This is a genomic window from Myroides profundi (assembly GCF_000833025.1).
Classification (GTDB): domain Bacteria; phylum Bacteroidota; class Bacteroidia; order Flavobacteriales; family Flavobacteriaceae; genus Flavobacterium; species Flavobacterium profundi_A.
On record NZ_CP010817.1, the window covers coordinates 1,145,540 to 1,165,207 of the forward strand.

Consider the following 19,668-nt stretch of genomic DNA (forward strand, 5'->3'; position numbering starts at 1 on the left):
TAAAAAAAGGAATTAGCAGAAATAAATCAATTCCACTTTACTCAATTTACCTTCTTTAAATGTGAATCTATATGCAGAATCTCCAGCAGGGATCTGATAAGCTTTTTCGGTATTTAAAATAGTATTGATTAAGCCTTTTCCAGTTTTTAAAAACTCTGTTTCTGTTGTATTCTCGTTTAGAATGTTATTGTTGATTTTAAATCCAGCACCATTGCCCATCTCGACAATTCTCAGGGTATATGTTTTGTTGACATCATGTCCAATACACTCTGCTGTGTTAAATATAATATTACTTTCGTAATTGTCTAGAGCGCAATCCTCTAAATTGCTATAGCTCTCTTTTACCTTTCCAAAGGTCTTTTCTAATGTGGCTAAACTAAAACCTTTTTTTGGTTCTATCACATTGTTTAAGGTAAAACCAATTAATTTTTTTGTGACTAAATCTAATGTTTTGTCATAAATACCTTCATCAGGAATTGCTTTTAATACTTCTGCTTGTAGTCTCGCAATGGTAGCACGTTCTGGTTGACTGTTTTTATCTGCATAATCAGCAAAGACTAATAATGCCTTAGCATTGTCATCGTCATTACTATTCCAACCAAGCTCGATAATACGCTGTATAAAGCGCTTTTGCTCTTTAGGTTCAGTAGCCTTTTTATAACTTGTAATTAGGTTGTTTAGGTTTGGTCTCTTTCCTAAGTATTTAACAGGTATATACCCTTGTCCTTCATTAAAGTTTATCTTGACCCAAGCTTCTTTATCATAAGGGAAATAATCTATCCCTACAGGTGTTCCGTTGTATAGCACTCCTGTTGTTTCTGATTGATGATTAGGTGCTGTTCTTACTTTAAGTCCACCTACTACAGTAAATAGATGAGGACTTCCGTAGTAATCATCAAAGTCAATAATAGGAGAAGGAGAGGCCTCAGTACTGTCTTCTGCAGACAACACTTCTTTTAGATGATCAGTATCTAATATATAGGCAGTTCCTAATAGTTCATTAGTTACTTTAAATACATCGTTATTTACTTTATCTACGTTATTTAGATATGCACCACGTGTATAGACACCTATCTGTGTAGTGCCATTAGCATCACTGTAAGCTACAGTAGGAGTAGTTACATATAGTTGACTCTGTCCTAAAGCATAGGCAGAGACTAGGAAACACAATATTCCAATCGTTTGTTTCATCTGTTTAACAGTCTGATAAGTTTACAGCTACAGCAAGACCACCTTCTGAAGTCTCTTTGTATTTATTATTCATGTCTTTTGCAGTCTCCCACATTGTATTTACTACTTTATCTAAAGGAACTTTTGCATTTTTAGGGTCGGTATCTAAAGCAAGCTCTGCTGCATTAATAGCTTTAATAGCTCCCATGGTATTTCTCTCGATACAAGGTACTTGAACTAGTCCGCCGATAGGGTCACATGTCAGTCCTAAGTGATGTTCCATAGCTATCTCAGCAGCTACAGTTACTTGTTCTGGAGTACCTCCCATTAGTTCACATAAGGCACCTGCAGCCATTGCACTCGATACACCAATCTCTGCTTGACATCCTCCCATAGCAGCAGATATAGTAGCACCTTTTTTAAAGATACTTCCTATCTCACCAGCCACCATTAAGAACTGTTTTATTTCTTTATCGCCTGCTTTGTGGTTTTCTATTACTAGATAATACATTAATACAGCAGGAATAACCCCTGCACTACCATTAGTAGGGGCAGTCACAACACGTCCAAGAGAAGCATTCACTTCATTAACAGCTAAGGCAAAACAACTTACCCATTTTAATATCTGTCTAAAGTATACTTTTGTCTTACGGATGGTCTGTAACCATTCTTGAGGTGTGTTATAAGGAAGTTCTCCTTTCAGTTTAGAATGAGTGTCATAAGCACGTCTACGTACATTAAGGCCTCCTGGTAGTATGCCCTCAGTATGACATCCGATATACATACACTCTAGCATGGTATTCCACACGCGTAATAACTCATGATGTATTTCTTCTTCTGAGCGTATAGACTTTTCATTTTCATATACTAACTCAGAGATAGACATATTCTGCTCTTTGCAGTAGGCTAATAACTCAGTAGCTTTTTCTATAGGGAAAGGGAAAGTAGCTTTAATTTCTTCTTTCTCTTGATTTTCTGGGTTCTCTTCTTTTACCACAAATCCTCCACCGATAGAATAAAAGGTAGATTCATATAGATTGTGTTCACCATATTGTACAGTGAATGTCATTCCGTTGGCATGAAAAGGAAGGAAGTTTCTATTAAATACAATATTTTCCTTAGGATTAAATACTACAGGCATTGTTCCTCCTAATAATAAAGACTGTGAGGTATTAATATGATCAATAATACCACTAATGTCTTCGACAGGGACATACTCTGGATCAGCTCCACTTAGCCCTAGCATTACAGCTAAGTCAGTAGCATGCCCTACTCCCGTAAGAGAAAGTGAACCAAATAAATCTATTTTCAGAGAAGAAACTTGGTCAAAGATTTGGCGATCACGCAATTCTTTTAAAAAAAGCTCAGCGGCTCTCCAAGGACCTAAAGTATGTGAACTAGATGGTCCTACACCGATTTTGAGCATATCAAATACAGAAATACATTCCATAAAATAGTAGTGATTTAATAATACGAAGATAGCTAAATTCTAATCAGAGACAACTTTTAGAGACTTATTTAACGCAAGATGTGAAGGGAATTATGTGGATAGATAATTATATAGTTGTTTTATGTTTCTTGTATTGATTATTAAATAGAGATAGTAAGTGATCTGTTTTTAGAGAGAAGGCTTTTAAAAGAGAGGTATCGTTGTCAGTCTATACTGACGTTATGTGTATTTATTTCTTATCTAAAAGAGAGGGAAATGACAATATGACATTGTTTAAATGATAAAATGACCTAAAAACAGACAAAATATTCAATTTTTTCTGTTGGCATAAAGATTGTTTAAGAGTAACCGAGCATGAAGCTCACGACAATGAATTATGTATAAAAATAAACTATAGAAAATATTATGAGTAAAATAATTGGTATTGACTTAGGAACTACAAACTCTTGTGTTTCTGTAATGGAAGGAAACGAGCCAGTAGTAATTTCAAACGCTGAAGGAAAAAGAACTACACCATCTATCGTAGCTTTCGTAGAAGGTGGAGAGATTAAAGTAGGTGATCCTGCAAAACGTCAGGCTGTAACTAACCCAACAAAAACAGTTGCGTCTATCAAACGTTTTATGGGAGAGAAATATAGTGAGGCTGCGAAAGAAGCAACAGCAGTACCTTACCAAGTAGTAAAAGGAGATAATGATACTCCACGTGTAGATATCGATGGACGTTTATATACGCCACAAGAAATCTCTGCGATGACACTACAAAAAATGAAAAAGACAGCTGAAGATTTCTTAGGACAAGAAGTATCAGAAGCAGTTATCACTGTACCAGCTTACTTTAATGACGCACAACGTCAAGCGACAAAAGAAGCAGGAGAAATTGCAGGATTAAAAGTAAGACGTATTATTAACGAGCCTACAGCGGCTGCATTAGCATACGGATTAGACAAAACAGGAAAAGATCAAAAAGTAGTAGTATATGACTTAGGTGGTGGTACATTTGATATCTCTATCCTTGAGTTAGGAGACGGTGTATTCGAAGTATTATCTACTAATGGGGATACTCACTTAGGAGGAGATGACTTTGATAACGTAATCATCAACTGGTTAGCAGATGAGTTTAACGCTGCTGAAGGAGTAGATTTACGTAAAGATGCTATGGCATTACAACGTTTAAAAGAAGCTGCTGAGAAAGCTAAAGTTGAGTTATCTTCTGCTACACAAACAGAGATTAACTTGCCTTATGTAACAGCTACTGCTTCAGGACCAAAACACTTGGTACAAACATTGACAAGAGCTAAATTTGAGCAATTATCAGATGATTTAGTACGTCGTTCTATGATTCCATGTGAGAAAGCTTTAAAAGATGCTGGTTTATCTAAATCAGATATTGATGAGGTAATCTTAGTAGGGGGATCTACACGTATCCCAAGAATCCAAGAAGAAGTAGAGAAATTCTTTGGTAAAAAACCACACAAAGGAGTTAACCCTGATGAGGTTGTAGCTATCGGTGCTGCTATCCAAGGAGGTGTATTAACTGGAGATGTAAAAGACGTATTATTATTAGACGTTACGCCACTTTCATTAGGTATTGAAACTATGGGAGGTGTATTCACTAAGTTGATCGAATCTAATACAACTATTCCAACTAAGAAATCTCAAGTATTCTCTACTGCTGCAGATAACCAACCATCGGTTGAGATCCATGTATTACAAGGAGAGAGACCAATGGCTAATGATAACAAAACAATTGGTCGTTTCCATTTAGATGGTTTACCACCTGCACAAAGAGGAGTGCCTCAAATCGAAGTAACTTTCGATATCGATGCTAACGGTATTATCAAAGTATCTGCTACAGATAAAGGAACTGGTAAATCTCACGATATTCGTATTGAAGCTTCATCTGGATTAACTGAAGAAGAAATCCAAAGAATGAAAAAAGAAGCTGAAGCTAATGCTGATGCTGATAAAAAAGCAAAAGAAACTGTAGAGAAAATCAATGAAGCTGATGCTATGATTTTCCAAACAGAAAAACAATTAAAAGAATTCGGAGATAAATTATCTGAAGGAAATAAATCTAATATCGAAGGAGCTTTAGCTGAATTAAAAACAGCTTTTGAAACTAAGAACTTAGATACTATCCAACCAGCGTTAGACAAAATTAACGAAGCTTGGAAAGCAGCATCTGAAGAAATGTACAAAGCACAAGCTGAAGGTGGTCAAGCAGGTCCTGAACAAGGACAGCCAAACCAAGGAGGTGATGCTGATGGTACACAAGACGTAGAATACGAAGAGGTGAAATAATCCTCCCCGTTTTATAGTTATAAAGAGAGAAACCGAGTCTGTATAGGCTCGGTTTTTTTTATGTGGTAAATTTATAGTTAGGGGGAATGTGTTTATCTATTTTGTTTAACTTTGTATTGTAAATGAATTAGTTATGAGTGTAGAGATAAAGAGACAGCAGATAGTTAAATCCCTTATGGATATTACCGATGAGGTATTGATCGATCAAATAAATGAGTATGTCAATGCTCTGAAACGAGTGGAAGAGGAGATGTTTATACCTATGACAGAAGAGGAGTTAGAGAGCAGATTAGCTATATCTCGTAAAGACTATGAGGAGGGAAGGTATTATACCTTAGAGGAAGTAGAAGAGATGAGTACTAAATGGTAGTAGTATGAAAATAATATTATCTGATTTTGCAGCCAGTCAATTAAGGGATATATACTTCTATTATGTTAATCATGTCAGTGTAAGCAAGGCTAAAGAGGTAAAGGATAATATTATTAAAGCAATCAAGCAGTTAATTAATTTTCCCTATTTAGGGCAGAAAGAAGGTATGATGTATAGTCGATTCGAGAGAAGGTATCTCTTAGTTTATGAGTATAAAATTCTATATGAGGTAACTGAAGAGAATATTGTTATTCTGGATATCTTTCATACCAAGCAATCTCCTCATAAGATGTATGTCAATGAAGATAGAGAAGAATATCAGAGAAATAATAGTAAACCGAGTCTGTAAAGGCTCGGTTTTTTTTGATTTGTTTTTTTTTTAATGTGTATTTATTATTATATTGATTATCTGTAATTTAATAAAATATACTTATGAAAAGTAAAAGTATTTATCTGCTGTTATTCTTGATGTATGGTTTTTTTGTTTCTTATGCTCAAGTATTGACTATTCCTTATGAGGAAAAGAATGGTTGGCCTATTATTAAAGTTGAGGTAGAGGGGAAGGAATACGATTTTTTATTTGATACAGGAGCTGCTATTTCTCTATTTGATAAAAAATATTTTGATATAAAAAATGTTATTAGAGAAATAACACTAAGTGATATTTCTAATAAAGAAACCCAAGAATCGTTAGTTAGTTTGGATAGATTAACTATCTCTGGCAAAGTATTTAATAATGTAATAGGGATAAATAATGATAATATGAGTCAACAACATCATTTTATGTGTGATGTGAAATTACATGGAATAATAGGAATACATATGTTGAAAAATTATATAATTGAAATAGATCCTATTGGACAGCATATTAAATTGTATAATCATAAGATGTTAGACAAAAAAGTATTTGATACATATACAAAGCATAAATATAAATCAAAAGATAATAATGGACGACCTAGTATAACTGCAATAGTTAATGGGATTAAGACACAACTCTTATTTGATACAGGAAGTACAGGATATTTAGCTATTCCTAATATTAAGATGGAGAAATTTGTTAGTAATTATAAAAATAAAGTTGTCTATAGCGAAGGAAGAAGAGGGGTATATGGACTTGAAAAAACAATTAATAAAAGAATATATTTGGCTAATGCACCTATAAAGTTTGGTAATCTTGAAATTAAAGAACAGTCTTTTATACTTGAAGATAATTTGCTTAATAATATTGGCTTTCAGTTTATAAAAGAATACCATACTTACATTGATTTTTATAATAAAATAATTTACCTAAAAAAAATAGATAATAAGTTTTATTGCGCAGAAGAGGAAATATTTAAAGGCTTTACATTAGGTTTAAATGACAATGGATGTTTTTATGTTAACTCAATTAATTCTGATAATGATTTACTCCAAATAGAGGATGTGGTATTAAAAATAAATGATCAAGAACTTCCTTTGTCGCACTGTGATATAAAAGAATTTTTTAAACAGATTGAAAGAAATAAAGGAGTAAAGAAAATTAGAATATTACGTGCTAATCAAGAAATGGATATTGATTATACTTATAAATTTAAGTGGAATGAATAGTAAGAGAAAAGCCTTGAACAATCTGTTTAGGGCTTTTATATATCACACCTCTTTCTCATAACAATTAAACACCCCTTTTCTAAACTGAACTGTACCTACTAATTGATAACCTTTTTTAGTGTATACCGCATTAGCAGTAGTATTTAGTGAATATGCATCAAAGCGAATAGACGCATAGTTATTGTCTTTGGCGTATTGTTCTGCGAATAGAATCATCTTACTGGATATCCCTTTACCTTGTGCCTTAGGACTGACAAATAATCTGTGGATAATAATAAATGGAGTAGGACTAGTCCAATGTAGATCATTATACTCTACATCATATTCTTCGTTTAAGACCATATAGGCTAAGATCTGTTCGTTTTCTGTATAGATATAAGCTTGCTTCTTTTGAATGTCATTAGAGATAATATCTTTATTAGGATAGTGTTCATCCCATTGATCAATACCTTGACTGAGCATAGATTGTTTTACTTCTTCTAATACTTGTAAAGTCAGAGGTAAGTCGGTACTATGAATTGGTCTTATCATTGCTTTTGATTTGTATTGATTAGCTCAATAAAAGAAGAGATGAAAGCATCTAATGCTTCTTTTGTTTGTGTGTCTGTTACTTCATTGGGCATGTTTGTCTTGCCTTTTGCTCCACGAATTAAGAGTGTTGTATCTGAATTTAAAACAGCCATTAGTGTTTGCATTATAAGTTGTAGTTCTTCATGTCCCTTTTCTCCATTAGCTGATGCTGTAATTATCCCTAAAGGCTTATGCATAAAGGTAGGTGAAGATACGCACCATTCTAAAGCATTCTTTAAACCACTCGGAATGCTAAATATATACTCAGGTGTAGAGATTAATACTCCATCAGCTTTTAGAATTAACTCTCTAAAATTAGTAATTTCAATAGGTGTGTTTTCGTCAGTAAGTATAGGGTCAAAGTGAGGTAGCTCCTTTAAACTGTCATAAATAGTGATGTTTAGTTCAGTTTTTACTTGCTGTTTAATGTAGTTAATCAGTGTATGATTAGAGGAATTAGCACTAGCACTCCCTATAATAGCTACTATGTTTTTCATTTGTAATTATAAAGAATGAGGGTAATTAATCTCAATAATATCTTCTTTTAGTAATTCCCAATCTTCTAATTCAGGATTTAGAGTTAATATCATTTCTTTAGTTAGTGTCTTACCTTGATAAATTTGTCTGATAATATCTTTCTTATCAGCTGTCATAGACTCTTCTTCTTCATCGAAGTAATAGTTGGTTGCCCAATTAATGTATGTATCTGGATTATTGTCAAAGATGTATAATTGATCATCTGAACCATCTTCCTCATTATCTACCTGACCTATTGCCCATTGTTGGTTGTTGTCACTCCAGATACAATAAGTTGTACCAATATCACTAATATACTCTCCAAAAATAAACTCTATATATTGATTAGGAAGTCCTGCTGTTAGATCTTCTTTATTAGGAAGGTTCTCCTCAAAATCATATAGTTCATGGTCAAATCCATTGATTACTGTTCCATCTACTCTAAACAGGATAACCATATCATTGCCTTCACCATCTCGCATCTGAAAGAACTCTTCATCATCAGACCAAAGATGATTGTATAAATAGTATCTATATTCCCAATCTTGACATAGTATAGCATCTAATGTAGCAAGTGATTTACACAGTTCTTTTAATATTTTAGGATTAGGTAAGTCAGCTCTATTTGTTGTGTTCAATTTCATAATAGTCTAGATTATTTCGTTTCTAATAATATATCAAGCTCCTCATTATTGTAATGATTTGGAGTAGTTAATAGTAACTGATGTGGTAGTTCATTAGTTATAAGTTCGTCATGTATAAATGAGAAATTAATATAGGGAGGAACAGCCAATATTACCACTTTATAGCTGATAATAGTATAGTCCTCATTGATATTGGTTGTGCCCTCTAGAATACTAATTCCTCTATCATTAAAAGCATTTGCAATCGCCAAAACAATATCATCCCATAGATCTTCTAAGTAATCAAAACTGTTGTGTATATCTACGATAGCGTAGTCAAACTGTATAGAGAGTGCTACTTTTTGAGGATAAGGAATAAGTAAGTTTTGTTGAGATATAATCGGCATAATGTTATAATGAATAGCTAAAGGTAAACATTTCAGCTTGTAATTGTTTATTTTTGTAGATAACATATTTTTACTACTTCCCATGTTCGATTTATTAATTCAACACATTCAAGAAAAAGTACACTTGACCACAGAAGAAACTGTTCGTTTAGAAGATTATTTTACAGTTAAAAAACTAAGGAGAAAGCAATACCTACTACAAGAAGGAGAAGTATGTAGGTACATGGCTTTTGTTGCGAAAGGAGTATTGAAGTCTTATGTGATAGACGAAAAAGGAGTAGAGAATATTAACTTCATTGGTTGGGAAGGCTGGTGGATGGCAGATTCTTATAGTTTCTTTACAGGTGAAAAGGGTGTGTTGAACATTGATGCTTTAGAAGAAGTGGAATTACTACTTATAAGCAAGGAAGACTACGATAGAATAGTAATAGATATGCCTGTAATGAGTAACTATTTCAGAATACTCTATGAACGTAGCTTAGCGAATAAAGATAGACGTATACTGAGTAATATAGCCTATAATGCAGAGGAGAAGTATGCGCAAATCATTACTTGTTATCCTGACTTAGTCAACCGTATTCCACAGCATCTTTTGGCTTCCTATTTAGGTCTAACCCCAGAAACAGTTAGCCGTATTAAGAAAAAATTGAAGTAATCTACTTGATCTAGATCAAGGGATTGACTTATTTTAGGTCAATGCACAGCTATTTTACTTGCTTTAGCTTTGTCTTCAAAGAAATGAATCATGAAAAACAAAGCATTAGTAGTAGGCGTTAGTGGTATTGCTGGTAGTAATCTAGCAAAAGAACTTATCGCTCAAAATTGGACAGTATATGGATTGGCAAGAAACCCAAAAAGAATTATAGATGGAGTCATTCCCATTGCTGCGGACTTATTAGACACAGAAGGTTTAGCTGTAGCCATACAAGATATAGCTCCTACCCATGTTTACTTTACCACATGGATGCGTAAGGACACGGAGGCAGAGAATATTATTGTCAATGCTACTTTAGTTAGGAATTTACTAGATGTATTATCTTCTAAACAGAGCGTAAAGCATGTAGGCTTAGTAACTGGATTAAAACATTATTTAGGACCATTTGAATCTTATGTGAAGTCTGGTATCTTACCTATTACACCAGTTAGAGAAGAACACCCTCGATTAGAATTAGAGAATTTCTATTATGCGCAAGAAGATGAGGTGTATAAAGCATCTGAGCGAGACGGTTTTACTTGGAGTATACACAGACCTCATACTTTGATAGGACATGCAGTAGGTAATCTGATGAATATGGGAATTACACTTGCTGTGTATGCGAGTATATGTAAGGAAGAAGGACTTCCTATGGTTTGGCCAGGATCAGAAGCACAGTGGAATGGGGTATCAGATGTAACGGATGTAAGCGTATTAGCAAAACAGTTGGTATGGGCATCCACTACAGATACAGCTAAGAATCAAGCCTTCAATGTTACCAATGGAGATGTGTTTAGATGGAAGTGGCTATGGGAAGAAATAGCTAATTACTTTGACATACCTTTTGAAGGGTATAAGGATACTATCAGACCATTAGAAGCAACCTTGTTACAGAAGAGTGAGGTATGGCAGACTATTATAGCGAAGCATAAACTACAATCAATGGATTTAGGTACATTAGTATCTCCATGGCATACAGACGCAGACTTAGGTCGTCCCATAGAAGTGATTACTGATATGTCTAAGAGTAGGAAATTAGGCTTTACAACTTATAAACCTACAAAAGACTCTTTTATAGAATTATTCGAACAATTAAAAGCAGAACGCCTTATACCATAAAATAGAATTAAGCAGACTTCGGTCTGCTTTTTTATTGGTGTTATTTTAACCCAGAATAAGCGTTAGCCAAATACTACAAAGCAATTCTACTTCATATCTCTTTCATTAGCTCTAAAACCATACTATAGTATGCTTGTATCACTAATTCAGAGCTATTTTGTATAATTACTTTTCGTTTATCTGTCTATCATTGATTCTGGGTTTAATCAATTTTCTTTAAACTGGACTATCTCGCTTGCTGATTATAGTTGTATTTTTGTAAGAAATAATTTAAGAAGCACAGATGTATATTTTCCTTGTCTTATGGAAGTAAACAGATAAGAGTATAGAAGTGTTTTCTCATTTCATTATCATGACAAATAACACAATAGAACCTCATATTATATCCATACAGAGTACTGTCTCTACTGGGTATGTGGGGAATAACTCAGCCAGTTTTGCGATACAGCTTCACGGAATTAATTGTGTAGCGATGCCTACCATTCTTTTATCAAGTCATACAGATAAGCCTGTTTATTATGGAGAGGCTGTACCTAAAGAATTATTCGAAAAGTTGGCTCGTGGAGTATTAGAAATTAATACAGCACAACTTACGCAGTATGTAGTAAGTGGTTACTTAAAAAGCAAAGAGATAATAGATGCGACAGCACAGTTTATAAAACAATTAAAAGCAGAGCATACTATCACCTATATTTATGACCCCGTATTTGGAGATACACGTACAGACGGGCTATATATTCCTAAAGAACAAGCAGATTATTCTAAAGAGCGATTATTAGCGTTAAGTGATATCTTAACCCCTAATCACTTCGAATTAGAATACCTTTTAGGCAAGCGTATAACGAATGAGCAAGAACTAATAGAAGCGGTACAGACAGATGAGGTATTGTCTTCTAAAATCATTGTTTTGACTACAGCCGAAATGAAAGAGAATATTAATCATCAAGTAGAAGTCATCTTGATTAATGAAGGTAAGTTGACTCATTTTTATGCTGATAATATACCTGTAGAAGTAGTAGGAACAGGAGATTTGTTCACAGGAACACTCGCAGCACAGCTAACGAAGGGTCGTACGATAGAAGAAGCTATACAGATTAGTATGAACTTCTTGTCTGAAGTATTGAGATATGTTCATCAGCACGGATTGAAAGAGATGAATGCTATGGCTATCTTACAAGCGCAAGGAGTATTACAAGTATAATGAAGCAGGTATTTACCTGCTTTTTTTGTGAATTATACGAACGGTGTTTATAGTCAGATTTGTATTGCTATCTTTGTCAGCGAATTATTACGATAAAGCGTAATAAAAAGAGTATTCATATCTAAATCTGTTTGATGTCCGTATTATAGTCTATTTTCGAGTAAAAGCTATTCTTTAATGCTTACTTATATTGAGATCGTATGACGATTTTAATGCTTTAATATAAGTTGTTTACTTCACACTTTCTGTTAGAGAAGAGAGTAGTGAGGCAGATGTTATATGTTGTATAAGTTTCGAAAATATTAAATCTATTTTATAATGCGTTGTCCTGTACTATGGGACAAATAATACGATATCGAATCAACATGATATTCCCTAATAATTACGAAGAAAAATGCGGTTTTAATGTAATCCGCGAAATGCTTATTGACAGATGTTTAAGTCCTTTTGGTGTAGAGAAAGTGAATCAACTAACCATTAAATATGATTATAACACAATCAATTACCAATTAGACCAAGTCAAAGAGTTTGTTCAACTACTGCAGATTGAGCGCAGTTTCCCATTAGATAACTATATAGACACCCGTACTATCGTAAATCAAGTAGTGGCAGATCAAGGACTGTGGTGTACCGCCGAAGAGTTTATGGCGATTAAACACACACTATACAATGCCGAAAGGGTATTCCATATTATTACGCAGCAGACTAATGAAGTGTATCATTACCCAACAGTAGCCTTGATAGGGCAAGAGGTAGTATTGTTAAACGAACTATCAGAACGCATAGAGCAGGTCATTGATAAAAATGGATTGGTACGAGATAGCGCGTCTAAAGAGTTGGCTTCTATTCGAAAAGAAAAGATACAGGTAGCGAATGCTATACAGAAGAAGTTTGATTCTATCTGGCGAAAAGCGCAAGCATCAGGACTGACAGATAATGAGATGTCTGCAAGTATAAGGGATGGGCGTATGGTTATCCCTGTCACAGCCTCATTTAAGCGCAGGTTTAAAGGGGTAGTACACGATGAGTCTCGTTCTGGTAAAACTGTTTTTATAGAGCCAGAAGAATTAGTAAAAGAGAATACACGCCTATTTGTTTTAGAACAAGATGAGCGAAGAGAAGTAGTGCGAGTATTGATGGAGATGACAGATGTTATTAGAAAGCAGTATTTACCTTTAGTGAAACTGTATAACTTCATTGGAGAAGTTGACTTGATTAGAGCGAAGGCATTGTTAGCAGAGAAGATAGGTGGAGTTAAGCCAGTCTTTGAAAACAAACAGCAGATTTGCTTTAAGCAAGCGTATCATCCTATCTTACAGATTAGTCTAAAAGCACAAGATAAAGAGCTTAATCCACTGCATATTACTTTAGAGGGAGATAATCGTATATTGGTGGTATCAGGTGCCAACTCAGGTGGTAAGTCAGTTACGCTAAAGACAGTAGCTCTATTACAATATATGCTTCAGTGTGGATTATTGATCCCTGTACATACAGATTCTAAGGCAGGTGTATTTGAGCATTTGTTTATGGACATAGGAGATGGGCAGAGCATAGAGAATAATCTGAGTACCTATACTTCACATTTAAATAATATGAAGTTGTTCTTAGAACATACTAATGAGAAAACCTTGATTCTAATAGATGAATTCGGGGGAGGTACAGAACCAGAATTGGGAGGAGCGATAGCAGAAAGTATCTTAGAACAGCTAAATCATCGCAGTTGTTTTGGTATTATCACTACGCATTTCTATAATCTAAAAGGGTTTGCACAGCGCACTATAGGTTTGCAAAACGGAGCTATGCTATATGACTTTAAAGAAATGAAACCATTATATCAGTTGTCTCAAGGACATCCGGGAAGTTCTTATGCCTTAGATGTAGCCAGAAGAATAGGTCTGTCAGAAGAGATATTAATCAATGCTTCGCATAAGATAGAGGCAGATTATTTAATGATAGAACAACAGTTACAAGAAGTTGTCGCTGAAAAAGTAGCAGAATTAAAGCGAAAAGAACAAGAATTTGATATCAGGGAGGAAGAACTTTCTATAGTAGAAGCTGATAAGTCTACACCTATTCAGAAGGAGGAAGTAATAGTGCCAATAAGTACAGAGCCTATCCCATTAATCGTAGGAGATATCGTGAAGAGAGAGGGGAAAGGTAAGCAAGGTACTATACTCGAGATACGTGGCAATAAAGCGACTGTGTTAATCGAGAGCATGAAGTTTACTTTTAAATTGGAAGAGTTAGTAGTAATTAATTAAATGAGATGAGAAGAAATGAATAACAAGATAAGACAGGAAGAAACAAAGGACTATGACATAGTTTTTAATTTAGTAGAAAAAGCGTTTGAAACTGAAGAATTAAGTGATCATAGAGAGCAGTTTTTAGTAGAACGATTGAGACAATCGGACAGCTTTATACCAGAGTTATCATTAGTATATGAATGGGACGGAAAGATAGTTGGGTATATCTTATTTACTACAGTAGATATAATAGGAAGTAATACTACCTATCAAGCTTTAGCGTTGGCTCCTGTAGCTGTTTTACCAGAGTTTCAAGGTAAAGGAATAGGAGGCGCTTTAATAGAGGAAGGGCATCGTCGTGCGAGAAACCTTGGTTATAAGTCAGTAGTTCTTTTAGGACATGCAAGTTATTACCCAAAGTTTGGATATGTACCGATGAAGAGTTATAATATTCGCTTGCCTTTTGATGTACCAGACGAATACTGTATGGCGTGTGAGTTAGTGCCTGATGGATTGAAGGGTGTAGAAGGAACAGTGAAATATTCTTCAGTTTTTGTGGAATAATAAAAACAGGAGTATCTCTACTGAGGTACTCCTGTTTCTTTAATAAGTTTTATGTATGTGATAGCGAAGCTACCATAGTCTTCTGATCAGAGAATAAGTCTACTAATTCTTTGGTCACCATTAGTGTGATATCGTCATCTTCTTTATATAAGCTATAAGTAGCATGTGCTATCTCAGGGCTAAACGCAAAATAGACAGTCTGTGTCTCTTCTGTACAGCATGCATCTATTATAGCATCGAGTTGTTTGACATGGTGATCTCTTTGATAAATAGAATAGAGTGTCAGTTCACTTTCTTCTTGTTCATAGATGATAATGGCATCCAATGCCTTGCTGTAATAAATAGAGTTTTTAAAACCAAAATCTAAATTAGCATAACAATAAAAGAAAGCTAAGCCTACATTTTTAGTATCTAGCCTATTATAGGTATATCCGTTTTTGACATATTCTTCAAATAGAGCAAGGGATGTAGGATTGTCTAAATCTAATTTCTCTAAGCTCGATAGAGGAGAAGGTTCTGCATTCACCTTTAGTGTCGCTTGATATTCTTCTATAGGCACATAACCAAATTTTGGGTAGAAGTCCAATACTGCATCATTTGCAAACAAGAAGTAACCTATTACGATATCTTTATATTCTGCTTCTATATATTCTAATAAGAATCTTGATAAACCTTTGTTTTGATAAGCAGGGGCTGTCATTACAGTACCTAATTGTCCTGTTTTATACGTTTTATTATCCTTCGTTATTTCGAATAGGCTTAAAGTTGTATGTGCGACTATCTTATCTTCTTGGAATAAAGAAAATATGATACAGGCCTCTCCCCAATATCCCGATTGGTAATATCCTTCGAAGTCAAACTCCCACACCTTCTGACACATTCTATTGAACTCTTTTCGTTTTTGTTCATCATCTTGATAGTTGATATATAGGGTGTAAGATGTATCTTTTATAATTACTGATTTACTGGTCATAATCCTTTTTTATTTGATGCAAAGTTCTGAATAAGACCTTATTTATCTATTGACAGTATTGTTTTATAAATGTGCAATAAGTTGTTTTTATTGTTAACTTTGACTTATTAAATACAGTGTGATGAGTCAGTATTTCCCTATTCAGATTATAACATCGGATAGTATTATTCCTTCTTTATTCTCTACTACCACATATAGAGAGAAAGGAATACTGCTGTCTTATTGTATGGAGGGAAGTAATGAACTCAAAGTTGACAACCGTACAGAAGAGTTCACGGTAGGTTCTCTATTGACGGTATTTCCACAGCGTTTGTTCTCTATTCCTACTACAGAAAGCAAGGGGAAGTATCTATGTGTGCTGTTTGATCTGGATAGTATAAAGGATCTTATTCTACCTACTAATTATCAGTTTTTAAACGAGCTGGTCAGACATCCTATTATTCATTTGAATGAAGGTGATCAAAAAGTGTTTATAGATTACTATCAGTTATTGCTGGCCAATCGCAGTACAGATACATCTGTGTTTTATCCTGATGCGATGAAGTATTTATTGTATTCTTTAATCGCTCATATCAACCGATTTTATGAACAAGATGAGGTAAAGTTGAAGCCAAGTTCGAAGAAAGAAACAACTGTTTTTAGACTGTATAATTTGGTTCATCAGCATTATTTAGCTGAGCGCACAGTACAGTTCTACGCTGATCAACTAAAGCTCACTCCTAAGTACCTAACGACTTTGGTACGCAGGCAGACGGGCAAAACGGTATCTGCGATTATTAATGAGCTAGTACTCACTCAAGCGCAGTCTTACCTTATCGCAACGGATAAACCTATCTACACAATAGCTGAAGAGCTTCATTTCTTAGATGCGACTAGCTTCTGTCGTTATTTTAAAAAATCTACAGGTCTATCTCCCTTGGCGTATAGACAAGCACATCTATAAGCACTCAGTTTAGAGGCAAGTATATTCATTCTTTTAGGAGTAAACTTAGAAATGCTCTTGAGGCAATTTACTTTTTATATGGGGTTAATTCAATTTTATTTGAAGTAGAATCTTCAGTGATTTTTTGTATTAGATCAGAGGAGAATAGCAGGAGAGTAAAAGAACATTTCTTGGACAAACAATATCTCTAGTCCACCATTCTCGGGTTATTGTCCATGTATTGTCGAAGGAAATCAAAACAATACTTGTATTTACTAGGGTTAAGAGCTGTTTTATGTTTTAATAGATTTGATGTTGTTTTGATTTAATGTATTGATATGTAGTGTTTTAATTGTTTTTTGATGCTAAAAAAAATGTACCTCTTTTTTAAAATATTAATGTGATAGAAGCTATTTTTAGGGTGTTTTTGTAAAAAAATGAGTAAATAAAATATTTAAGAGCCATTTTTAGAACGCTTTTTTAGTGAAAAATAAAAAAAATGAGATGCTTTTTTTAGTGTGTTGTTGTAGAAGGAATACTGTGCTTATCAAAAATAGGGAGTGAGCTCTAAAACAATTTTTAAATAAAATGAAGCTTAGGGGATTGTTCTAAATTATAGCAAAATAAGCAGTAAAGAATTGATAGCTATTTCGTTGAGATAAAAATTAATATCTTTGGGATATGAGTGAAGTGAGTAGAATACATTCTTTTAAACCTGTGGTGTTTGATGAGGCTAAAGTGTTGATATTGGGTACGATGCCAAGTATTAAATCGTTAGACTTTCAGGAGTATTACGGCAATAAGCAGAATGTGTTTTGGAAGATATTATTTAGTGTTTTTCAAGAAGAGTATAGTGATGTGTATAAGGATAAGCTCGATTTGCTTCAGCGAAATGGTATTGCCTTATGGGATGTCTTGCAGTCTTGTGAACGCAAGAGTAGCTTAGACAGTGATATCATAGCAGAAGAAGCTAACGATATCAAGGGATTACTGATAGAATATCCTAATATTCGTACAATCGTATTCTCTAGTCAAAAGGCAAGACAATATTTCGACAAATACATAGGGCAGATAGAGGGAGTATCTTTACTAACTTTACCTTCGCCGAGTGGAGCAAATGCAAGAATGAGTTTTCAAGAGAAAGTGGCGCATTGGCAAGAATTAAAAAATAAAGTATGAAACAGTTAAAAAAAGAACATATAGACTTCTTAGTGACGTTAAGTCAAAATAATAATAAACCTTGGTTTGCAGATCATAAGCCTGAGTTCGATAAGTTATTCGCTGAGGTGAAGGCTTTCTTTAAAGAAGTACACGATGAGATGTTACAGCATGATAGTATAGATCTGTTACACGTACATCGCATCTATAGAGATGTACGCTTCTCGAAGGACAAGACACCTTATAAAACTTATTTTGGATTGCATTTAGGACGTACTAAACCGATGCTTAGAGGAGGGTATTATGTGAATATAGAGCCAGGTAGAAGTTTTGTAGGAGGTGGTTTTTGGGAGCCTAATAAAGAAGATTTATTACGTATCCGCAAGGAGATCGCTATGGACGATAGTGAACTTCGTGAGATTATAGCAGAAGAACAATTCCATCAGTATTTTGGAGAACTACAAGGGGAGGAGCTAAAGACAGCTCCTAAGGGATTTGACAAGGAGCATCCCGCTATCGACTTATTGCGCAAGAAGCAGTATCTCGTGATGCGTTCATTCACAGATAAAGAGGTATTAGCACCTAGTTTTAAAGAGGAAGTAATCAAGACATTTATAGCGATGAGACCACTGTTTGACTATATGTCAGATGTACTGACTACTGATGTGAATGGAGTGAGTCTGTATGAGTAGAGGATTTTTGTGAAGGTGTTTTTTTGTGAAACCGTTTAGTCTATCATATTAATCAATAGTATATGACGTATTCTAAGTATTTGGGGAATTTGATTCCTATCCAGTTTGCAAGTTGGAAGTTTGAGAATAAACTACAAATAGCAGATAGCATTTTTAGTGATGTTATTTTGGATAGCTATTTCTTAAGTGAAAATAGTCAGTTAATTAGCCAAGTAGATTCATTTGTTGAACAAGTTTTTTCTGAACAATGGGAGGTCGATTTTGAAAGATTTACTACTTACTTATATCATCAATTAATACTAAAGAAGGGGTATGCTTTTGATAAACAAAAATATATTTACACTACACCAGTAGAGGGTATATCTCCTCAACAACTTTGGGATTGTTTAGATGTGGAAATTATCGTTTTATTGGATGAAGATGTAGAAGAATGGTCTATTAAATTTGATGTTTCAGGCTTTGATACCCATTTATCAGTACTGTTTACTGTAGATGGAAATTGGGTTTCACGAGACTTAAATGACAGTAGAACTCCTATAAAGACGGAGTATAAATCACTCGATTTAGATTTAGAATTTTATTATAGTGAAGATATTTATGAATGGATAAGTACTCGTTTTATATCTTCATTAGTATGGGGAATTCGTCGGGGGTGTCGTATTTCCATACAGGAAGGATTATTTGCAAGAGAAGGGATGGAGGCGAGAATAATAAATTGTATAAAGAAATATGAGCAGAAGAATAAAAATGAGATTTATATAGCTGTTATGGGCGCTTTGGAGGAATCTTTTAATGTAGCTTGGCAAGACTATAATGAGGAGTATGAAAAGGATTTTGTATTAGAAAAAGCTAATGAGAATAGAGCGTTATTATGGCAATTAGTTGCGCCACCTAATAGTGTAAGAATAGTATTAAACGCCAATGAACAACTTGTTTTTATTCACTATAATAATTGTTATTGGGAGGAAGAACATGGAATTCACTTTATATATAATGAACAATTAGATTTTCTTAGGATTGACTTTGGTAGTGATTATTGGGAAGAAGAATAAAATACATATAATAAAAAATGCTGACCATGGTCAGCATTTTTTGTTTTCAGTTT

The 19,668-nt window shown here is 34.2% G+C and carries 20 protein-coding genes; 13 read left to right on the forward strand and 7 right to left on the reverse strand.

The features are described 5' to 3' along the window. Positions 1-12: 12 nt before the first annotated feature. Together MPR_RS05180 and MPR_RS05185 are read right to left on the reverse strand one after the other, a co-directional pair. A complete protein-coding gene (locus tag MPR_RS05180; protein WP_041889903.1) occupies positions 13-1,191 on the reverse strand; it encodes an SH3 domain-containing protein in 1,179 nt (392 codons plus the stop codon). A gap of 4 nt (positions 1,192-1,195) precedes the next feature. Then, positions 1,196-2,620 (reverse strand): L-serine ammonia-lyase, encoded by a 1,425-nt coding sequence (locus tag MPR_RS05185; protein ID WP_041889906.1) that lies wholly within the window; start codon positions 2,618-2,620, stop codon positions 1,196-1,198. A 405-nt stretch (positions 2,621-3,025) separates the two neighbouring features. Here MPR_RS05185 and dnaK point away from each other — a divergent pair, with 405 nt between their 5' ends. The 4 genes from dnaK (at position 3,026) to MPR_RS05205 (ending at position 6,881) form a co-directional block, all read left to right on the forward strand. Next, positions 3,026-4,921, forward strand: coding sequence for a molecular chaperone DnaK (gene dnaK / locus MPR_RS05190; RefSeq protein WP_041889909.1), 1,896 nt, complete (start codon positions 3,026-3,028; stop codon positions 4,919-4,921). Positions 4,922-5,054: 133 nt separating this feature from the next. Continuing rightward, a complete protein-coding gene (locus tag MPR_RS05195; RefSeq protein WP_041889911.1) occupies positions 5,055-5,291 on the forward strand; it encodes a hypothetical protein in 237 nt (78 codons plus the stop codon). Between the two features lie 4 nt (positions 5,292-5,295). Beyond that, on the forward strand, positions 5,296-5,640 hold the full coding sequence (locus MPR_RS05200; protein WP_041889912.1) for a type II toxin-antitoxin system RelE/ParE family toxin: 345 nt from the start codon (positions 5,296-5,298) through the stop codon (positions 5,638-5,640). An 83-nt stretch (positions 5,641-5,723) separates the two neighbouring features. Then, on the forward strand, positions 5,724-6,881 hold the full coding sequence (locus MPR_RS05205) for an aspartyl protease family protein (protein WP_082027818.1): 1,158 nt from the start codon (positions 5,724-5,726) through the stop codon (positions 6,879-6,881). 42 nt (positions 6,882-6,923) lie between these two features. Here the strand turns inward: MPR_RS05205 and MPR_RS05210 are convergent, their stop codons facing one another. From MPR_RS05210 to MPR_RS05225, 4 genes are read right to left on the reverse strand one after another with little or no spacing between them, the layout of a single operon-like run. Then, the gene (locus tag MPR_RS05210; protein WP_041889917.1) at positions 6,924-7,412 is read right to left on the reverse strand and encodes a GNAT family N-acetyltransferase; all 489 of its coding nucleotides are present in this window, start codon (positions 7,410-7,412) and stop codon (positions 6,924-6,926) included. Beyond that, positions 7,409-7,948, reverse strand: a complete 540-nt coding sequence (locus tag MPR_RS05215; protein ID WP_041889923.1) for an NADPH-dependent FMN reductase — start codon at positions 7,946-7,948, stop codon at positions 7,409-7,411. Before MPR_RS05215 ends, MPR_RS05210 begins: the two co-directional genes overlap by 4 nt. Before the next feature lie 6 nt (positions 7,949-7,954). Continuing rightward, complete coding sequence (locus tag MPR_RS05220) at positions 7,955-8,611, reverse strand: hypothetical protein (protein ID WP_041889926.1); 657 nt, start codon at positions 8,609-8,611, stop codon at positions 7,955-7,957. An 11-nt stretch (positions 8,612-8,622) separates the two neighbouring features. After that, positions 8,623-9,081 (reverse strand): hypothetical protein, encoded by a 459-nt coding sequence (locus MPR_RS05225; RefSeq protein WP_235280553.1) that lies wholly within the window; start codon positions 9,079-9,081, stop codon positions 8,623-8,625. On the opposite strand from MPR_RS05225, the gene MPR_RS05230 reads away from it, so the two are divergent. The 5 genes from MPR_RS05230 (at position 9,080) to MPR_RS05250 (ending at position 14,818) form a co-directional block, all read left to right on the forward strand. Next, positions 9,080-9,652 (forward strand): Crp/Fnr family transcriptional regulator, encoded by a 573-nt coding sequence (locus MPR_RS05230; protein ID WP_041889929.1) that lies wholly within the window; start codon positions 9,080-9,082, stop codon positions 9,650-9,652. The two genes, MPR_RS05225 and MPR_RS05230, sit on opposite strands and share 2 nt — an antisense overlap. Positions 9,653-9,742: 90 nt before the next feature. Beyond that, a complete protein-coding gene (locus MPR_RS05235; RefSeq protein WP_041889932.1) occupies positions 9,743-10,810 on the forward strand; it encodes an SDR family oxidoreductase in 1,068 nt (355 codons plus the stop codon). Positions 10,811-11,162: 352 nt separating this feature from the next. After that, complete coding sequence (gene pdxY, locus MPR_RS05240; RefSeq protein ID WP_041889934.1) at positions 11,163-12,011, forward strand: pyridoxal kinase; 849 nt, start codon at positions 11,163-11,165, stop codon at positions 12,009-12,011. Positions 12,012-12,346: 335 nt separating this feature from the next. After that, a complete protein-coding gene (locus MPR_RS05245) occupies positions 12,347-14,272 on the forward strand; it encodes an endonuclease MutS2 (protein WP_235280566.1) in 1,926 nt (641 codons plus the stop codon). Positions 14,273-14,287: 15 nt separating this feature from the next. Then, positions 14,288-14,818, forward strand: coding sequence for a GNAT family N-acetyltransferase (locus MPR_RS05250; protein WP_041889939.1), 531 nt, complete (start codon positions 14,288-14,290; stop codon positions 14,816-14,818). A 49-nt stretch (positions 14,819-14,867) separates the two neighbouring features. Here MPR_RS05250 and MPR_RS05255 read toward each other — a convergent pair whose 3' ends face one another. Continuing rightward, entirely contained in the window at positions 14,868-15,791 is a 924-nt protein-coding gene (locus MPR_RS05255) for a GNAT family N-acetyltransferase (RefSeq protein ID WP_041889942.1), read from the reverse strand. A gap of 121 nt (positions 15,792-15,912) precedes the next feature. Between MPR_RS05255 and MPR_RS05260 the strand changes: the two genes are divergently transcribed. The 4 genes from MPR_RS05260 (at position 15,913) to MPR_RS05275 (ending at position 19,615) form a co-directional block, all read left to right on the forward strand. After that, positions 15,913-16,734 carry a helix-turn-helix domain-containing protein gene (locus MPR_RS05260; protein WP_041889945.1) on the forward strand — a complete coding sequence of 274 codons (822 nt, stop codon included), beginning with the start codon at positions 15,913-15,915 and terminating at the stop codon, positions 16,732-16,734. Positions 16,735-17,394: 660 nt separating this feature from the next. Further along, positions 17,395-17,892, forward strand: a complete 498-nt coding sequence (locus MPR_RS05265; RefSeq protein ID WP_041889948.1) for a DNA-deoxyinosine glycosylase — start codon at positions 17,395-17,397, stop codon at positions 17,890-17,892. Then, on the forward strand, positions 17,889-18,563 hold the full coding sequence (locus MPR_RS05270; RefSeq protein WP_041889950.1) for a DUF2461 domain-containing protein: 675 nt from the start codon (positions 17,889-17,891) through the stop codon (positions 18,561-18,563). Before MPR_RS05265 ends, MPR_RS05270 begins: the two co-directional genes overlap by 4 nt. 62 nt (positions 18,564-18,625) lie before the next feature. Beyond that, positions 18,626-19,615 (forward strand): DUF6985 domain-containing protein, encoded by a 990-nt coding sequence (locus MPR_RS05275; RefSeq protein ID WP_041889953.1) that lies wholly within the window; start codon positions 18,626-18,628, stop codon positions 19,613-19,615. The last annotated feature ends 53 nt before the right edge of the window (positions 19,616-19,668 follow it).